The sequence below is a fragment of the Robertmurraya korlensis genome (assembly GCF_023715225.1).
Lineage (GTDB): Bacteria > Bacillota > Bacilli > Bacillales > Cytobacillaceae > Robertmurraya_A.
This window is the reverse complement of record NZ_JAMBNS010000007.1, coordinates 97,701-115,852: the sequence shown is the minus strand read 5'-3', so window position 1 is coordinate 115,852 and position 18,152 is coordinate 97,701. Positions and strand designations below refer to the sequence as shown.

Annotated in this window: 15 protein-coding genes and 1 riboswitch; of the genes, 4 read left to right on the top strand and 11 right to left on the bottom strand. The window is 36.9% G+C overall.

Translation table 11 applies throughout. From position 1 onward, the window contains the following. Positions 1 to 13: 13 nt before the first annotated feature. The 5 genes from M3175_RS13915 to M3175_RS13895 form a co-directional block, all read right to left on the bottom strand. Entirely contained in the window at positions 14 to 1,174 is a 1,161-nt protein-coding gene (locus M3175_RS13915) for a Ger(x)C family spore germination protein (RefSeq protein ID WP_251519857.1), read from the bottom strand. Beyond that, on the bottom strand, positions 1,171 to 2,631 hold the full coding sequence (locus M3175_RS13910; protein WP_251519856.1) for a spore germination protein: 1,461 nt from the start codon (positions 2,629 to 2,631) through the stop codon (positions 1,171 to 1,173). Before M3175_RS13910 ends, M3175_RS13915 begins: the two co-directional genes overlap by 4 nt. After that, positions 2,594 to 3,724: a GerAB/ArcD/ProY family transporter gene (locus tag M3175_RS13905; RefSeq protein WP_251519855.1), complete on the bottom strand. Its 1,131-nt coding sequence runs from the start codon at positions 3,722 to 3,724 to the stop codon at positions 2,594 to 2,596. Before M3175_RS13905 ends, M3175_RS13910 begins: the two co-directional genes overlap by 38 nt. A gap of 115 nt (positions 3,725 to 3,839) precedes the next feature. Next, positions 3,840 to 5,186: an amino acid permease gene (locus tag M3175_RS13900; protein WP_251519854.1), complete on the bottom strand. Its 1,347-nt coding sequence runs from the start codon at positions 5,184 to 5,186 to the stop codon at positions 3,840 to 3,842. A gap of 163 nt (positions 5,187 to 5,349) precedes the next feature. Then, positions 5,350 to 5,426: riboswitch (glycine riboswitch) on the bottom strand. A gap of 156 nt (positions 5,427 to 5,582) precedes the next feature. Beyond that, positions 5,583 to 6,530, bottom strand: a complete 948-nt coding sequence (locus tag M3175_RS13895; protein ID WP_251519853.1) for an HD-GYP domain-containing protein — start codon at positions 6,528 to 6,530, stop codon at positions 5,583 to 5,585. A 344-nt stretch (positions 6,531 to 6,874) separates the two neighbouring features. Here M3175_RS13895 and M3175_RS13890 point away from each other — a divergent pair, with 344 nt between their 5' ends. The 4 genes from M3175_RS13890 (at position 6,875) to M3175_RS13880 (ending at position 10,063) form a co-directional block, all read left to right on the top strand. Continuing rightward, positions 6,875 to 7,579, top strand: a complete 705-nt coding sequence (locus M3175_RS13890; RefSeq protein WP_251519852.1) for a DUF421 domain-containing protein — start codon at positions 6,875 to 6,877, stop codon at positions 7,577 to 7,579. Between the two features lie 135 nt (positions 7,580 to 7,714). Further along, positions 7,715 to 7,804, top strand: a complete 90-nt coding sequence (locus M3175_RS25160; RefSeq protein ID WP_371321697.1) for a hypothetical protein — start codon at positions 7,715 to 7,717, stop codon at positions 7,802 to 7,804. Between the two features lie 113 nt (positions 7,805 to 7,917). Beyond that, positions 7,918 to 9,198, top strand: coding sequence for a phytoene desaturase family protein (locus M3175_RS13885; RefSeq protein WP_251519851.1), 1,281 nt, complete (start codon positions 7,918 to 7,920; stop codon positions 9,196 to 9,198). A 4-nt stretch (positions 9,199 to 9,202) separates the two neighbouring features. Beyond that, positions 9,203 to 10,063 (top strand): RNA polymerase sigma-70 factor, encoded by an 861-nt coding sequence (locus M3175_RS13880; protein ID WP_251519850.1) that lies wholly within the window; start codon positions 9,203 to 9,205, stop codon positions 10,061 to 10,063. Between the two features lie 58 nt (positions 10,064 to 10,121). On the opposite strand, the gene xylF is transcribed toward M3175_RS13880, so the two are convergent. The 6 genes from xylF to M3175_RS13850 all read right to left on the bottom strand — a co-directional run bounded on the left by xylF (position 10,122) and on the right by M3175_RS13850 (position 18,079). Then, positions 10,122 to 11,213, bottom strand: a complete 1,092-nt coding sequence (gene xylF, locus M3175_RS13875; protein ID WP_251519849.1) for a D-xylose ABC transporter substrate-binding protein — start codon at positions 11,211 to 11,213, stop codon at positions 10,122 to 10,124. A gap of 25 nt (positions 11,214 to 11,238) precedes the next feature. Then, positions 11,239 to 12,774, bottom strand: a complete 1,536-nt coding sequence (locus M3175_RS13870) for a response regulator (RefSeq protein ID WP_251519848.1) — start codon at positions 12,772 to 12,774, stop codon at positions 11,239 to 11,241. Next, on the bottom strand, positions 12,771 to 14,213 hold the full coding sequence (locus M3175_RS13865; RefSeq protein ID WP_251519847.1) for a sensor histidine kinase: 1,443 nt from the start codon (positions 14,211 to 14,213) through the stop codon (positions 12,771 to 12,773). Before M3175_RS13865 ends, M3175_RS13870 begins: the two co-directional genes overlap by 4 nt. After that, positions 14,210 to 15,187, bottom strand: coding sequence for a sugar ABC transporter substrate-binding protein (locus M3175_RS13860; RefSeq protein ID WP_251519846.1), 978 nt, complete (start codon positions 15,185 to 15,187; stop codon positions 14,210 to 14,212). The genes M3175_RS13865 and M3175_RS13860 overlap by 4 nt, the downstream gene beginning before the upstream one ends. 186 nt (positions 15,188 to 15,373) lie before the next feature. After that, a complete protein-coding gene (locus tag M3175_RS13855) occupies positions 15,374 to 16,546 on the bottom strand; it encodes a sugar ABC transporter permease (RefSeq protein ID WP_251519845.1) in 1,173 nt (390 codons plus the stop codon). 12 nt (positions 16,547 to 16,558) lie between these two features. Continuing rightward, positions 16,559 to 18,079 carry an ATP-binding cassette domain-containing protein gene (locus M3175_RS13850; protein WP_251519844.1) on the bottom strand — a complete coding sequence of 507 codons (1,521 nt, stop codon included), beginning with the start codon at positions 18,077 to 18,079 and terminating at the stop codon, positions 16,559 to 16,561. Between the last annotated feature and the right edge of the window lie 73 nt (positions 18,080 to 18,152).

Sequence of the window (18,152 nt, the reverse complement as noted above, 5' to 3'; positions counted from 1 at the left end):
AAAGTGTCTCACCTTATTCAAAATCCTCATGGACTCGTTTTTCATATTTATAACCATTATAATGAAGAATCTTAACAGTAACTTTAACATTCTTTAACGAATTTTTTTCTAAATAAAAGCGTTTGGTGGTTTTTAGTTCTTGATATTTCTTTGGGTTTGCTCTGTACCATCTTTCTCCTAGATTAAGAACATCAAGCCTCTTTTCAACTCCATTACCATAAAGCTCTCTTACTTTCGATTGGATATCTTTCTGAATAATTTCTTTTACCTTTTTAATAGGAACCTCTTTTAATTTTTCTAATAGATCCGCTTCTACTGAGATGTTTAAAGAAAACACAGGCGCACTAAGATTATCTTCATATTGGACCTGAACCTTCGGAGTAGATAACTTTACTACAGCAATTAAATTTCCATCCTCTTCTACTTTTTGATTCAATGCCACATGCTTTTCTCTTAACCAATTAACATAAACAGCATCTTTAAAGGGGAGGTTTTGAATGTACTTTTGTTGTTGAAACACTGAATACCCATTAAAATATAAGATAGGATAAGGTTCATCTGCCTTCCAACTTTCTTTATCAATACTCACAGTAGGAATCTTCGCCATTCCCATGGGCTCATGAAACTCTCTTAAGAAAAACATTAACATCGTTGGTTTAATCTCATTCTGTGCTAATTCATATTGATTTTTCTTATATAATACAGTGTACACAGCAGGGTAATTAAACAAGGCCTTTACATTTAGAAGGGCTTGCATATCCTCTGATGTAGTAATAATGCGGAGGGTTGGCCTCAGGGATCGATTTCTACCAATTTCTTTCATTACCTCATTAAACTTGTTCTCAACAATCGCTTGAGTAAGGATAAGTGTCTTTACATGTCCAAAAAACAGGGGAGGTTCTGACATTTTATAAAGATTGCTAACTGCTAAGTTGAGGGTTTCACCTTTAGCCGATGCCACAAAAATTGGGACAGGTTCACTAGGTTTCCCTCCTTCCTGCTTTCCCACATTTGCAAAACTTAATCCTTGTAGATAGGCAGTGTACTCCTTACTTTCCTTATCATAATCAAGCCCTATTGCTACAATATAGGTTAAATCTTGAATATTTTTCAACCCTGAACAACTTGTTAGCAGAAGACAGCTTATAATACAAATAAACCAACTTTTCGTCATGATCCATCCCCACCTCTTGTTTTGTCTGTAGGACTCGTGGCGGATGTTCTAGTTTTGTAATACTGTGTAGGTGCTTTAAAAAAAGACTTAATAGCTTCTTTTAATGAAACAGGTGCTAATGCTCCTAGATAAGGGGCACCAAAGGACGTAATGGTTGATAAATAAAGAACGGTTAATATATAGCCGATAATAACTCCAAATAATCCAAAAAAAGTGCTTAAAATTAGAACCAAAAATCTGATGATAGTAATGGCTGAACTTAACGATTGATTCACTAAGGTAAAGGACGAAATATAGGTTATGGCAGCAACTACAAGCATAGTGGGTGAAGTTAAGCCTGCTCTGATCGCTGCATCTCCCACAATTAAGCCCCCAAGGACTGCTACCGTTTGGCCTATAGCCCGCGGTAAACGCACTCCTGCTTCATTAAATAACTCAAATAAAAATAAAATAACGAACATTTCAATGGGTGCAGACAAGGGCAGTCCAAAACGTGAAATAGATATCGTTGCTACTAGTAAATACGGAATCTGCTCGATATTAAAAGCTGAAAAAGCAATCCAAATTCCAGGTAAAAATCCTGACACCGTCACTCCTAACATTCTCATGATTCTTTCCATCGTTACATACGTATAGCTAATATATTGGTCTTCAGGAGATTTCGTTTGTAATAATAAGTTGGTTGGTGCAATGGAGACAGTTGGATTCCCCTCTACCATAAGAGCAAATCGACCTTGAATTAAAGCCTGAACGATAAAGTCTGGCCGGCCCGTATAGTCCGTACTTGGGAGAATTGAATACGGTCGATCACGAATCAATGACTCCAAATCGTAAATACTTGTCAATACATCAATCTCTATCTTGTCTAGTCTTGTATGAACTTCTTCAAGTACCCGTTGGTCAATAATATCTTCTATATACAAAAGAACCACTTTGGTATTGCTTCTTGTACCAATGGTATATTTTTCAACACATAAAGAAGATGTATTGAGTCTCCGACGCACCAATGAAATATTTGTCTTTAAATCCTCAACAAAACCATCCTTAGGTCCTCTAATGGAAGTTTCAAGAGCTGATTCCTCAGGCGGTCTTTTTGGAAAATTTCCCGCTTGAATACTTAATAACTCATTTTGAAAATCAAAAAGGACATGCCCTTCAAATAGCAGTTGCAATAAATCATCCATTGATTTTTCAGACACCTCTTCGGCCTGAAACAAAGAAGTCAATTTCGCTTTCACTATGTCTCTTTCGCCACCGCTTATTCTCGGTAATATATATTGATCTAAGTATTGACTATCAACTAACGATTCCAAATAGATGAGCTTATACTTCTCCGCCGAGTGACCATGTTCCTTACATGTTAGATCATCACTTTTCTTCAGCTTCTCTAAGAGGAGGGTTGTTTTATCCTCTGAGGTTTTACGTAGAACTGGATCCAAGTTTATTTTCCTTTTCATGTTGTTTATCCCTCTTCTTTAAGACAAAAATAATAAAAGCAGAAAGTAAAATCTGAATTAGAAAGAAAGCTAGCGTAACAGGAAAAACATACAAATAAATGATTTGATAGAAAGTGAATGACTCGACCTTTATTAAAGCAACCCCTAATAGTAAGAGATACATCACCCCTACAAGCTTAGGATTCAGCCGATACTCTCGCTTTTTTCGTGATAATGAATGTCCTAAAAGATACATAAATAATCCAATTCGAATAAGTGCTCCACTTAACCATTGGTATAAAGCAAAGAAGTCAAGATTTGAGATGTATTCACCGATATTAAGTACCCTCCATTGCTCATACGCTGGATATCGAAAGTTCACTGACTCAATTACACCAAATTCCATAATGGTAGCTGAAAGAGGGCCGAAAATTAATCCCGTTAATACGGTTAGTAGTATTAAAAGTTGTTTTAATGTAATAGGTTCTTGCGAGAAAGGCTGTAACAATACCACAATATAAAGTTCTAATAGTCCCGCTAGAACGTAAATTGTTCCTCTAAATAAAGGAATATATCCATCTGTTAATACAGGAAATAACAGACTTGGGTCCTTAAAACTCGTATTAGTTAATGCAATAAAGAATCCCAGTAAAACGACAATAGGTAACAATAGTCCACTTGCTATAGCCATGGTTTTTACACCTGATAGGGTAACGATGCAACACACAAGAATTAATACGATATTGATCATGATAATAGGTGCTTCAGCCAGAAAATAGGCACTTAACCAGATCATTAGGTCTCTAAAGGTTACATAGGCGCTAATAAATAAAAATAGGAAAACTGGCGCTCGTAAAAAATAGGAGAACATGTTTCCTAAGCGATTTTGAACCATAAAAAAGAATCCCTCACTCGGACTATTTTTTATGATGTAATAGATTAACCATAGAAACACTAGGGCAATCGGGTAAGCAACTATCACACTTAACCAGCTATCTCTCCCTGCTGCCGTCAATAGATTTGGAATAAGTATGACATGGTTTAGTAAACCAGTTGATAGGACTAGTAATAGAAATAATTGTCTCGGTATTAGTATCTTTCCTAGGCTTTGCATAAATATCTCCTATTTGCCGTTTTATTATTAAAATCACCTAAACTTCTTTAATTATGTTGGTCAATAGGTAAAAATAAAAAAAACACCTTGTCTATTGACAAAGTGTCTTACACTATTACACCGATCTCTTTCGTTTAAAGGAATATAAAACAAATAATAAAACAAACCATAGTGGGGTCAACAATAATGCTGAACGCGTGGATTCTGATATCAACATCACTAGTAAAATAAACGCAAAAAGAGCTAGTACCACATAGTTAATAAATGGTGTTAGTGGAGCTTTAAATATTGATTTTTGATGTAAGTCTGGACGAGTTTTTTTATATCTAATATGGGAGATTAATATGATGCTCCACACCCAAATGAAACAAATCGCACTAATGGTTGTGACAATTCCAAAGGCTTGCTCGGGGATCAGTTTGCTTAGTAGTGTTCCTACAGAAACAATGACCGTCGAAATCAGTAAGGCATTACTTGGAACGGCATTTTTGTTTAATTTTGAAAGCATACCTCTTCCACCGTTTTGACGTCCTAAGTTATACATAATACGGCTTGTTGAGAATAATCCACTATTACTAGCAGATGCGGCAGATGTTAATACAACAAAGTTAATGATCCCGGCCGCAACAGGAATACCAACTAAACTAAACGTTTTAACAAAAGGACTTGTATCGGCATTCAACTGGTTCCATGGATTTATGCTCAGAAGAACTATTAATGCACCCACATAAAAGAACAGAATTCTTAAAGGAATTTTGTTAATAGCTGAAGGAATATTTTTCTTTGGATCTGCTGTTTCTGCAGCTGAGACACCAACTAACTCTACTCCAACAAAAGCAAATACGACCATTTGGAAAGAAAATAAAAAGCCGCTAATTCCATTCGGGAAAAACCCTCCGTGTTGCCATAAATTTTGTACAGAAACCGTTCCTGCATCTGTTTTAAATCCAATAACTAGCAGCACGATCCCAATAACAATTAAAGCAAGAATTGTTATAACCTTAATAATGGCAAACCAAAACTCTAATTCTCCAAAAAGCTTTACTGTTAATAAGTTTAACCCTAATAATATGATTAAGCAGATAAGTGCTGGTACCCATTGTGGGATATCAAACCAATACTGCACATACATTCCTACTGCAATAATATCGGCCATCGCCGTCATTATCCAACAGAACCAGTACGTCCACCCTGTTACAAAGCCTGCCCATGGTCCAATATAGTCCACTGCAAAATCGGTAAACGATTGATAACCTGCATTCGATAACAAAAGCTCCCCTAATGCTCTCATAACAAAAAAGGTTGCTATACCCACGATTAAATAAGCTAAGATGATTGAGGGACCTGCTAAGGAAATGGCTTTTCCTGATCCTAAAAACAATCCGGTACCAATCGTACCGCCAATTGCAATTAGCTGTACATGTCGATTTTTCAGTTCCCTTTTTAATTCATGCTGTGCCACTTGATATTCCTCCGTTTTTCTTCGAATGTTATTGTAGTAATAATAGCTATAAAAAAAGAGACTGGAGTTCCCTCCAATCTCTTAAAACGTCAGAATAACAAATACACATGGTTAAATGATAAAAAGAGAACTTTCTACCTCTTTCATTCATACCAAATAGTATTTTTACTCTTCTGTCCTTTTGCCTGAGATTGTGAACCCTTCGGCGTCGCATTATGCGATCTCTCCAGAAGCCGCTCCTGTTATAGTTTGACCCATAACATTCATAGCTTGCTTAATTATTTTATTTACAGCTTAGATTTGTTTCTTTCAACATACTCTCAAGCTATTATTCTACGATAATTTGTAATTTTAGCAGTATTCTTATAGTTGGTCAAGAATAATTTTGTAAAATGATTATGATCCAATTTTTTGATAAGACATTCCTACGTGTTGCTCGCTAGGATAAAAGTTCCTATTAGTTTTCCCAATCCTTTTTAAAAAGGCATCGACCACTATAGGATCAAACTGTTTTCCTCTCTCCTTTTGAAGCTCATTTAAAGTATATTCTAATCTCCTTGCCTCACGATACACGCGATGTGAGGTCATGGCATCAAATGCATCAGCAACTGCCATAATACGGGCTTCTAAGGGGATTTCTTCTCCCTTTAATCCTTTTGGATAGCCATTACCGTCATATCGTTCATGATGGTACAAAATCATATTTAATACTCCACTTTTCTCGAACGGTTTAATATGTTTCACGAGCTCATAACCAATAGACGGATGCTGTTTAATATGTAGAAATTCGTCCGTAGTTAATTTTGAAGATTTATTTAATACATTTTCTGAAATTCCAATTTTCCCAATATCGTGAAGCAATCCACCAATATAAATATTCTTACAAATGTTTTGCTTTAGTTTTAACTCTTCTGCGATGGCTTTTGAATAATTCGCTACGTTGTTCGAGTGGAAAGCCGTGTAATTATCTCTCGAATCTAATGTATTGGCTAAAGAGGTGATAAGATCCACCATATTTCTCTTCTCAGCGATATATTTTTCAATTAGTATCATGATAAATGTGGCCATAATAAAGCTCCAAACCCATTGAAGGATGGTTAAATGAATACTGAAATCTGGTGCATGGTAAGCCCCAATAAAAGTAATCACACCACTAGTAAAAATCTGTATCCATCCCTTTCGAAAAGATAACGCTGAAATACACAAGATGAATAAATTAAATAGCATGAAAATATCTTGATGATTGATGTAATCACCACTGAAAAAATATAGAATAATCGTAAAACCGAATAACCACCGATATATATTTGTTCTCTCTAACCATACGGACCACCTAGACTTCATAATACACCTTCTCCTAATTACTTCATTCAAACTTCAGTAATTATTAAAGACAAACCTTAAGAAAACCTTAAAAAAATGCCCTTAAAAAGAGCATTTTACTTTTGATTGGTACTCTCTACCAGTTGAATTTCTAATTTACAAACCCATTTATAGTATCCTAATAAAATAAGGATTAATATCGGGTTCACCAACGCTGCATGCCAAATCCTCCACCAACCATAGTGGAAAAAGTATCTTCCATAAGTCGGTCAATATCCACGATTCCATACGATTGTAAGATTATTTCAATCACCCCAAAGGTAAACTAACATTTAGTGATCGGAATAAAGGATGTGTTTTTCGTGATGGATTTTTATCAAAGTCAAGAAACCCTTACTAGCATGGAGTGGATTCTTCGAGCAGTAGTAGGTTTTATATTTTTATTGATTGTTGCTAGAGTATTAACTCAACGAACAATATCTCAATTAAGGCTTCTTGATTTTGTTATTGCATTAGTCATTGGAAATATCATTGCCCATCCACTGTCTGACCAACATCTTGGACTAATAGGATCGATGATTACAACGACTGTATTAATGGTCTTATACATTTGCGGAGTATATATGATTTTGAAATGGCCATGGTTTAGAAGACTAGTGAATAACTCACCCGTAACGATTGTAAAGGATGGGGAAATCATATATGAAGGGTTGAAAAAGGCGAGAATATCCCTTGATGTTCTACTTGAAGAATTGCGTGAAGGCCAAGTAGAAGATGTAAAAAAAGTCGCCCTAGCTACTTGGGAAGCAAATGGTCAAATATCTTTTTTATTGGATCCCAAATACCAACCGATTACCCCTTCAACATTAGGAATAAAAACTGAGCCTTTCGAACACCCTAGGACCATAATTAAGGAAGGCTCCATAATCACTTCAGAATTAAAAGAACTTGGGAAAAGTAAAGAATGGGTCACCTCGAAGCTAGAAAGTTCCTATCAAACCAGTGTAAATGATGTTCTTCTTGCAACCATTGATAATAAAGATAACTTGAAGATATTCTTATACAAATAAACTTAAAGGTAAGCCAACTGCTATGGACCTACTGACCACTATACCATCAGAAAGTAAAATGAGAATCATTCAGGAAACCGTTCCTGGAAATCAAATAATCCTTGCTCATATTATTGCTAATGCCGACAGCATTCCATTTACCCACCCAACCTTACACCATGTGTCAATCGAGAAGTAATCGGAATTTTCACCCAAATTGAGCCTTGGGATGAGATAACTCCATAAGTAGAGGGCAGATGCACATTTTAGCAACTGCTCTTTTTTATTGAAACTAATGTCACAAAAATCTCTCCTCCTCGTCATGATTGATGAAATGAAAACTCTAGGAGGTTTTTGATATGAGACAAATTTGGGACGTTGTTATTATTGGTGGAGGATTAGCGGGGTATATAGCAGCAAACTATTTAGCAAAAAGTGATTTATCTATATTAATCCTTGAAAAGGGAAACAAGGTTGGAGGGAGAGCTCAAACAGAGAAAATAAAACAAGATTTTTTTAATTTGGGACCTCATGCCCTTTATAAAAAAGGAAAAGCAGCAGTCATTCTCGAAGAGTTAGATATAAAACTGGAAGGAGGTTCACCTAAGCTAGGAGGAATAGTAACTCAAAACTCTAAAGAATATCTTGCTCCTTTTAATCCATGGGGCCTTCTTACAACAAGTCTACTTAATTGGAAGGAACGGATAGAATGGATGTTGATTTTATCAAAAATTCATCAAGTCGATACACAAGCGTTAGCTGACCAAACCTATCAACAATGGGTGGAGAAAGCTGTTCAATCAATAAACGTCCAATCCCTTCTATATGTACTTGGTAGGCTTTCAACTTACTGTCATTGTCCTGAAAAAGTTAGCGCAAAAGTAGTCGTGACTCACATTAAGATTTCCTTGGGCGGAGTACTCTATTTACATGACGGTTGGCAAACAATTATCGACCAACTCCACAATAAAGCAGTCATAGCAGGTGTGCAGATTGAAACTCATTCTACTGTAAAAAAAGTTATACCAGCCGAGGATCATAATTTCAAAGTTATTCTTTCAAATAACGAGGAAGTTTTATGTAAATATGTAATTAGTTCAACTGGACCACTTCAACTCACCAAACTATTAGGTGAAATCGAGTATGGAAAATTAAATAATCATTTATCCCAACTAACACCTGTTAAAGGTGCAAGTTTAGATATTTCTTTATCTCAACTCCCACACCCTCAGAAGTTATTTGCTTTAGACATGAATGACTCCCTTTATTATTCCGTACATTCAAATGTAGCCTCCCTCTCTGAGAATCGTAAACACTCGATCGTTCATGTGTTTAAATATTATCACCCAGATGATTCCATTGATTCGATAAAGGTAAGAAACGAGCTAGAACAATTTTTAGAAACAATACAGCCGGGATGGACAGATTATTGTGTTACAAGTCGGTTTCTTCCAAATATCACTGTAAATCAACGTCTTCCCCTAGTTGGACACGAAAAATATTTCCAACGTTCTGAAACTGACATCCCTGGATTATATATAGCAGGAGATTGGGCCTCTCCGCATTATATCTTGTCAGAGGGGGCAGCTTGTAGCGGGAAACAAGCAGCAGAGGAAATTATTCAAAAAGAAAAGAGGTGATTTCGTGCAGATCAGTAATGAAGAGTATAAACAATTGAAACCGTTATTATTTTCAATAGGGTATCGTATGTTAGGATCAGTAGCTGATGCAGAAGACATCGTCCAAGAAACCTTTTTAAAAGCATATCAAATAGACGATGAGAAGATCGATAACAAGAAAGCCTATCTTTGTAAAATCATGACGAATCGTAGCCTTGACGTATTAAGGTCATCAAAGTACAAACGAGAAACATATATCGGACCATGGAATCCAGAGCCATTGATATTGCAATCAATGGCTCTCGATCCAGCTGAAGTATTATTAAAAAGAGAAGGATTGAGCATGGCTTACTTACGGATGATGGAACATTTATCACCAAACGAGCGAGCCATTCTCTTATTAAGAGAAGTTTTTGATTTCTCGTATAGCGAAATTTCCCACATCATTGATAAGAAAGAAGAAAACTGCCGAAAAGTTTTCAGTCGAGCCAAACAAAAGATTGCAAGTGTTGAGGGAGAAAGCTTAGACTACGAGAAAAACCAGTCCATCATCAATCGTTTTATTGAAGCGTTTCAGATGCAAAACATGGATACATTATTAAAGCTGCTATCAAAGAATGTTACCCTTTATTCCGATGGTGGAGGAAAGGTTAAAGCTGCAGTACGTCCCATCTCTTCACAGCCTAGCGTGCTTTCGTTATTATATGGGATTATAAAAATGGTTCCTGAAGACCTTTCATCTGAATTGAATACTGTCAACGGTCAACCCGCAATCATAAATTATAGTAAAAATCAGATTCATAGTATTATCAGTTTCTATATATGTGACGACTTAATTGAAGAAATGTATATCATTATGAACCCTGACAAGCTACCATTGAAATAATTAGTTAGCGTGTTAAAAAACCAATGCCCTGCTTTTTTCAAAGCAGGGCATTTATCCTTTACTCGTCTTGTGTATAAACGTCTTCCCTAGAATGAAAACCATCTTTTATTATTGTTTCGTCCAGGTTATTCTTATTTACGGCAATAGGAGCTAATAAAACAGATGGAACTTCAATCTTTCCATTGTTAATCTTTCTATCAGCAACTATGCTTTCTCCCTTTGCCAGCTTAACGGCTAGCTCAGCGGCCTTCTCTGCTAGCATGTTCAGTGGCTTGTACACAGTCAAGTGTTGTGTTCCACTTACAATTCGCTGGGCCGCTGCAAGCTCTGCATCTTGACCACTTACAGGTATTTTCCCTGCCAGGCCATGGGCTTTGAGAGCTTCGATCGCACCACCTGCTGTTGCGTCATTGGCTGCAATGACTGCGTCAACTTGATTATTACTAGCTTTTAAAGCTGCTTCCATGTTCTTATATGCATTGGTTGGAGTCCAATTCTCAGTCCATTGGTCATACACAATTGTTATGTCTCCTCTGTCTATGTATGGCTGTAGTACGTTAAACACCCCTTTTTTCAACAAATGAGCATTATAATCGGTACTAGCACCTCCTATTAATACATACCTCCCTTTAGGCACCAATTTTGTAATGGCCTTTGCTTGAAGCTCACCTACTTGTTCATTATCAAAGGAAATGTACATATCAATATCCGCATTTTTTACTAGCCTGTCATAGGAAATCACCTTAATTCCTGCTAGATGTGCTTTATTCACAATCGCTGCGGTTGCTTCTGCATTGTTGGGGACAACAACGAGAAGGTCCACTCCATGGCTGATTAGTGTTTCTGCTTGTAAAATTTGCTTGGCATCATCTTCATTCGCAGCCATGATTTCTACTTCTGCACCTAGATTCTCAACCGCTTCTTTAAAGAGTTCTCGATCTCTTAACCATCGTTCTTCCTCTAATGTATCCATAGAAAATCCAATCTTAATCTTTTCCTCCTCGGATGATTGACCAGGAGAATTGTTTTTTTCAACTGCAGAAGAGTCTGTCGTTGCTCTCGTTTCAGATGCATTCTCGCAAGCAGATGTAAAAAAGATTAGCGTGAGTGTGAACATAATCAATCTAGCATTTGAAAATCCCCGATCCATTTGCTCTCTCCCCTATCCGACTAAGCTAAATACCAAGAAGTGTCTTTCGGTATTTATTTGGTGAAACCGCAACCATTTTTTTAAACACCTTACTGAAGTAATTGGGATCATGATAACCAACTTCAAAGGTAATTTCTTTTATACTTTTATCTGGATCACACATTAATTTCTTTGCTTTTTCAATCCTACATTCTGTTAAAAAGTCGATATAGTTAATTCCCAGTTTTTCTTTAAACATCTTACTGATGTAAATTGGGCTGAGTCCTACTTTCCTCGCAAGCGCATCTAATGATATATCCTCGTGCGAGTGATCGATAATGTATTGTTTGATTTGTTGAATGGTATCTGATTCTAATTTTTCATAATGATTCACATATGATTGCCGCATCCGATCTAGCATTTGTATCGTTTCTAATCTTAGTTCACGGTAGTCGGTCGCTTGCGAAGAATATAGTGGGCTATCTGTTTCCACTCCCATTTCACTTAGAACGCGAGATACAATCCATAGTACCTCCAACATCCGTTGTTGCGTTTGTACCAACTCTGTCCCGTCTTTCTCGTATACTTGTAATATATTCAAAACGTTCAATCGGATATAATCCCAATTTCCAAGACGTATTTGATCAAAAAATTCTTTCTTCTGGTGTGGAGCAAGCTGTCCATTACTAGAATCCCCTAAAATTGACATATCCTTATAGAAACGGTACTTAATTGGTAGGGTTGTATCCATCGTCGCAACAAGTGCGTCTTGATACGATTGCTTGATGTGGTCTAGTGAGTAACACACTTCACCAACACCGATAAACCATCCGGTTCCTTGTTGTGCTTGAGAAAGGGAAAGTATTTCTCGTGCAAGTGATGTGGCTTGAGAACGGTAGGATTTCTCAGGCTGTCTAAAAACAATAACTGGAAGCTGGTTCCCGTAGAGCGCTCCTACCCATCCACTCTTTGTTTGTCTTACTTTCTCTTTTACTTTTGAATATACATGCTCTGCCCCTGTAGGAATCATCACAAGCATCACAAACATTTCATTTGTTGATGGAATATCAAGCATCTCCATGAGCATATCTACATGAACTTCGTGAACGTGATCAAACAATAATTGTGTTACCACATCTGTTTCAACGAGACTTAGTGTTTTTTGTAGTGCACTTTGCTGATACTGACTTAATGCAAGAGTTTTTCGTTCTTCTTCAATCTGTTTGAGAACCTTTCCTACCGTTATGACAATGTCACTTGCTTTACTAGGCTTTAGTAAATAATCCTTCACCCCTAGTTTAATAGCTTGACGCATATAATCAAAAGTATCGTAGGCGGTCACCATAATAAATTTGATATGCGGATGATTCGCACTGATCTGTTCCACTGCCTCAAGTCCATTCATTCCCGGCATCTTGATATCCATAAATATCACATCAGGTTGAAACTCTGTTGCCATTTGAATAGCCAATTTTCCATTTTTCGCTTGTCTGATAACATGATCAGGGTAGGTTTTTTCTAAAATAGCTTGCATACCTTCCCTTTCTATTTGTTCATCATCTACGATAAGGAGCTTGATCATCCTTTTTCCACCCCTTCCTTTTGTATAGATAATACAACCTTCGTCCCATTTCCTTTATCACTAAAGATATTAATCACATGATCATAACCGTAAAATAAACGCAGTCTCTTTACGACATTGCTGAATCCAATTCCTGTAGAATGGCCTTCTGTTTCCATCTGGTTCTCTTCGAGGATTTGCTGGATTTTCTCTTGATCCATCCCTTTTCCATCGTCTTCAATTTCAATTGTAATCTTCTCTTCTCCATCCTTCACTCGAAACCATATGATACCGCCTTCTTCTCTCGGCTCAATGGCATGAATGACTGCATTTTCAATGATAGGTTGAAGAGTGAGGGCTGGAATACGTACAAATAGGCAATCTTCATCTACATCGACGTAAAATTTTAAGCGTTCAGTAAATCTTGCCTTTTGAATATCCATATATTGTTTTAATACAGCAACCTCCTCAAATAAGGTTACTGATCGATCAATTTGCTTTAAATTATACCGAAGCAACCCTGCAACACTGACGAGTAAATCACTAGTTTCTTCAGAGCCCTCTAAATAGGCCTTCTTCGAAAGTGTATTGAGAGTGTTAAATAAAAAATGCGGATTGATCTGGCTCTGCAGACTTCGAAATTGACTTTCTTGCAATAAAATCTTATTCTCTTGAAGTTCCCGTTCCAGCTGCGCCTTATTCTTAATTTCCGAGATTAGGTTATTAATATTGTTGCGCATTCGGTCAAAGGTTCTAGCAAGAAAGGCGATCTCATCATTTGTTTCGACATTGATTTCAACATCAAATTTACCATTTGATAGCTCGTTGGCTGCTTGAGTTAACTTAAGGACAGGTCTCGTAATCCCTAATGAAAACCAATACGTAATAAGAATCAGTACAAACGTGATTAACAGCAACAACCAGATACCTAGCTTAATAACCTCTCCGGATCGTTCGATGATGCTTCGATAAAACTTGTCATGGGTCTTTAATTCGGTATCAAGTATGGTTAAAGTCATCTCAGAAATATAATTAGAAATATTCATCGCCTCCGTAAATTCCTTGGTGGAGGCCTCCGTATCTTTTTCTGAAAAATATAATAGAAATCTGTCTGTGGTTTCTTGAAGACTCTCAATGAGATTAATATAATTGGACAAAGTGAAATTGTTCTCAGGGTTCCTCAGTGAATCTACATCTAATTTTGCTTCTATTAATTTTTCTTCACTATGCTCGAGCAGTTCTAGATTTTCTGAGGTAGGCTTTAGCATATAGTTATTAAGATCGGTGATTACTTGCTGGCTTGCACTCGTTACTTCGTTCAGACTTAAATATCGTTGGAGAATTTCGTTATATTGATTTTGCGTTTTATGATTATAATAAGTAAGCGCTACCCAAATTACAGACATAATCACAAGAACCACTGTTGTTAACGTAAGAATTTTTTTCTGAATACTGTTCATTGTACGTCTACCGCTTTCAAAAAATGAATATCTGTAAAATACCCGTCTGTATTAAGAGGAACCGTATCACCATTTAACCACTCCATGATCAATTGAACGCTATTTTCTCCCATCATCTCGGGTGATTGCTTAACCATCCCGTCCAGTTTTTCTTCCTTCAATAGAGTTAACGTTTCCGGAGCATCGTCAAAAGAATAGATGAAATAGGGCTCTACTTGAGAGCGCTTACCAATCTCCTGAACCATTCCCGCAGCAAAATTTGCATTAACAGCGATAAAAGCATCCACATCTGGATTACGATTCATCACATCCTGAGTAGTGGTAAGAACTTGCTCTCTTGTTTCGGATGTTTGAGCAAGCACTGTTTTTATATTTGGATACATATGTAAAACATCTTGTATTCCGCTTAATCTTTGTGTCTGATAATATTCATGCTCACTATCGTACATTAATACCACGGTGCCTGATGTACCCATTTCTTTCGTTAGTTCATTTGCTAGCATTCTTCCTGCTTGATACTGATCAGAACCAACAAAAGTTCTTCTAAAGCTCTCTGACATGGGAACATCATTTGCTACAGTAATGATAGGAATTCCATAGAACGATGCTTTAATTTTTGTTAGCTCTTTAAACTCTGCGTTATCTAAACCTTGTACTATGATTCCATCGACTTTTGAATAAAGAGCGATTTCGATTTTCTCTAAAAAATCCTCCTGATTGTTTCCGTAGCTACCCCAAACCTCTAAACTTGCCCCTTCCTTCAAGGCTTGCTTTCGAGCACCACTCTCTACCTGATCCCAGAAGGATGTTTCCATATCTTGTGTAATTAAGACCAGACGATGCTGGTCTACATTTTGATTTGTTTCTTGAGCTAGCTGCCAATCCGAGCGAAAAACTTTTTTTGCAGATATAAAAGTAAAATAGCAAAGGATAATGAAAGTAAGGGATAGTAAAAATATACTAGTTTTTCGCAATTGATTGATCCCCCTTCCACATCTAGTAAACTACTCTCATCATATCATCTACTTACCATTCTTCAAATATTTAGTTGGGATTTCAAACTTTTTTTGGATTTATTTTATAGGTGGGAAAGGAGTGAGGAATTACTGCCAATATAGAGAGATAGAGGGACTACCCTTTGTAATCCCTCTTCTACGTATCTATCGTTTTTTTCTAGTCATTACGTCAAAAATTACAGCTAAGGCTAGTACACCGCCTCGGATAATATATTGATAAGAAATACCAACTCCTAGTAGGTTCATCCCATTAGATAAAGAAGCCATAACAATCGCCCCAATAATGGCTCCCGTTACTTTTCCAACTCCACCTGCAGCAGAAACTCCACCAACATATGCAGCTGCAATGGCATCAAGTTCAAACAAAGTCCCTGCAGTTGTTGTCGCGGACTGCAAGCGAGAAGTAAATAGAATTCCAGAAAGAGCTGCTAGCATTCCCATTGATCCGAAAACCATATACGTAATTTTCTTTACATTCATCCCACTAAGATGGGCTGCTTCTGGGTTACTACCGACTGCATAGATATGTCTACCAAGCACGGTCTTAGTTGTTAAGAAATGATAAACAATGACTACGAGTAAAATAATCATAACCGTCCATGAAAATCCGTTATATCCAGCTAATATCCATGTTAGATAGGCAATGATCCCTGAAATAAAAATCAACTTTAAAATAAAGATTCCTTTAGAGACTACTTCAAATTCATACTTAACCTTATTTCTTCGGGTTGAGATTTCACTGTATATATACAATAAGATTCCTACTAATCCAACAATTAAGGAAAGTAAATGAAGACCGTTTACTTGGAGAAGAGAAGGAATATATCCGTTACCAATTGCATTGAACTTGTCATCCTGAATGATAATGGTTCCGGTTTTTTCTGTTACCTGTAGCAGGGCTCCTCTAAAGATTAGCATTCCGGCTAATGTAGCAACAAATGAAGGTATTCCAATTTGTGCAACAAGGAAACCATTAAACAAACCAACAACGATTCCTAAAATAAGAATGATTGGGATCGTAATATACATAGATACTCCGGCTTGAGTGAGAAGGATAGCAGCAATTGCTCCAAGGAAACCGGCTACATACCCGACAGATAAATCAATATGTCTTATGACAATAACGAGGGTCATACCAACTGCTAAAACTGCTATATAGCCAGCAGAATCTAGTAAATTACTAATATTACGGGAGGACATAAATAATCCGTCCGTCATAAATGAGAAGGTAAGAATGATCACAAAAAGGGCAATATACATGCCATAGTCACGAATATTCTCACTGATTAATGTTTTTGCTTCTTTATATAGACTCATTGTATTAACCTCCTATTGCGTAGCAAGCTGCATAATATTTTCTTGGTTTGCTTCATCTATCGACAACTCACCTTTTATTTCACCTTGAGCCATTACATACACTCGATCGCTCATACCTAATACTTCACCAAGCTCGGATGAAATCATAATGATACTCATGCCTTGTTTAATTAACTCGTTCATAACCGTATAAATTTCAAATTTTGCACCCACATCTATTCCTCGTGTAGGCTCATCAAGAATTAACAGCTTGGGTCCAACAAACAGCCATTTTCCTAAAGACACCTTTTGCTGGTTCCCTCCACTCAAGTTACCAACTAATTGTTCTAAGGAAGAAGCCTTTATCGTTAATGATTTTTTATAATGGTCTGCAATCTTAATTTCTTCATTGTCATTAATCATGCCATTTGAGGAAATTCCTTTTAGATTTGCTGCTGATATATTGCTTTTAATATCTTGGATTAAAAACAATCCATCGCCCTTTCTGTCCTCGGTCACATAAGCAATTCCTGCTTTTATCGCATCACTTGGATGCTTAAGCATTTTTGAGATTCCTGCTATTACTAAATCTCCCTCTACCTTATAGGACTTTGCATTGCCAAAAATACTTAGTGCAAGTTCTGTACGTCCAGAACCCATAAGTCCTGCAATTCCTACAATTTCACCTTTTTTCACATGTAGATCTACATTTTTCACGACTTGTCTACCTAATTGAGGATCATAGGCGGACCAATTATACAATTCAAGAATTTTCCCACCGAATGCTTGCTTTTCTCTTTTCGGATAAATATCTTCTATCGCTCGGCCAACCATGTTCTTAATAATCGTACTTTCATTGATTTCTCCTTTTGCCGCATCCAATGTACAAATCGTCTGGCCATCCCGGAGAACGGTTGCTTTATCAGCGATGGAAATGACTTCCTTTAACTTATGGGAAATCATGATACACGTAATTCCTTGGTTCTTAAGTTCACGTAATAACTCAAGCAGGTTTTCACTATCATCTTCATTCAGTGCTGCGGTCGGTTCGTCGAGAATCAGCAATTTAACATCCTTGCTTAGAGCTTTTGCGATTTCGACTAGCTGACGTTTTCCTACCCCTAAATCTTTAATGAGTGTATCCGGATTAACATCTAGCTTCACCTTGTTCAGCATTTTTTTCGCTTCAGCAATGGTTTTATTCCAGTCCACAATGCCACCGTTTTTCACTTCATTGCCAGCAAAAATATTTTCATATACAGTTAGGTCAGGAAATAAAGCCAGCTCCTGATATATAATAACAATTCCTGTTTTTACGCTGTCACTAATCTTGTTAAACTGTTGTACATTTCCTTCATAAAGAATATCTCCATCGTAGGAACCATATGGATACACCCCGCTTAGCACCTTCATCAATGTCGACTTTCCTGCACCGTTTTCACCTATTAGACAATGAATCTCACCTTTTTCCACCTTGAAATTCACATCGCTTAGTGCCTTTACTCCTGAAAAATTCTTGGAGATTTGTTTCATCTCCAAAATATACTCACTCATTTGTATGCCCCCTTTACAAGACAACTGCTACAATTGCGAAATAGTGATAGACCCCTCTACCACTATTTTCGCA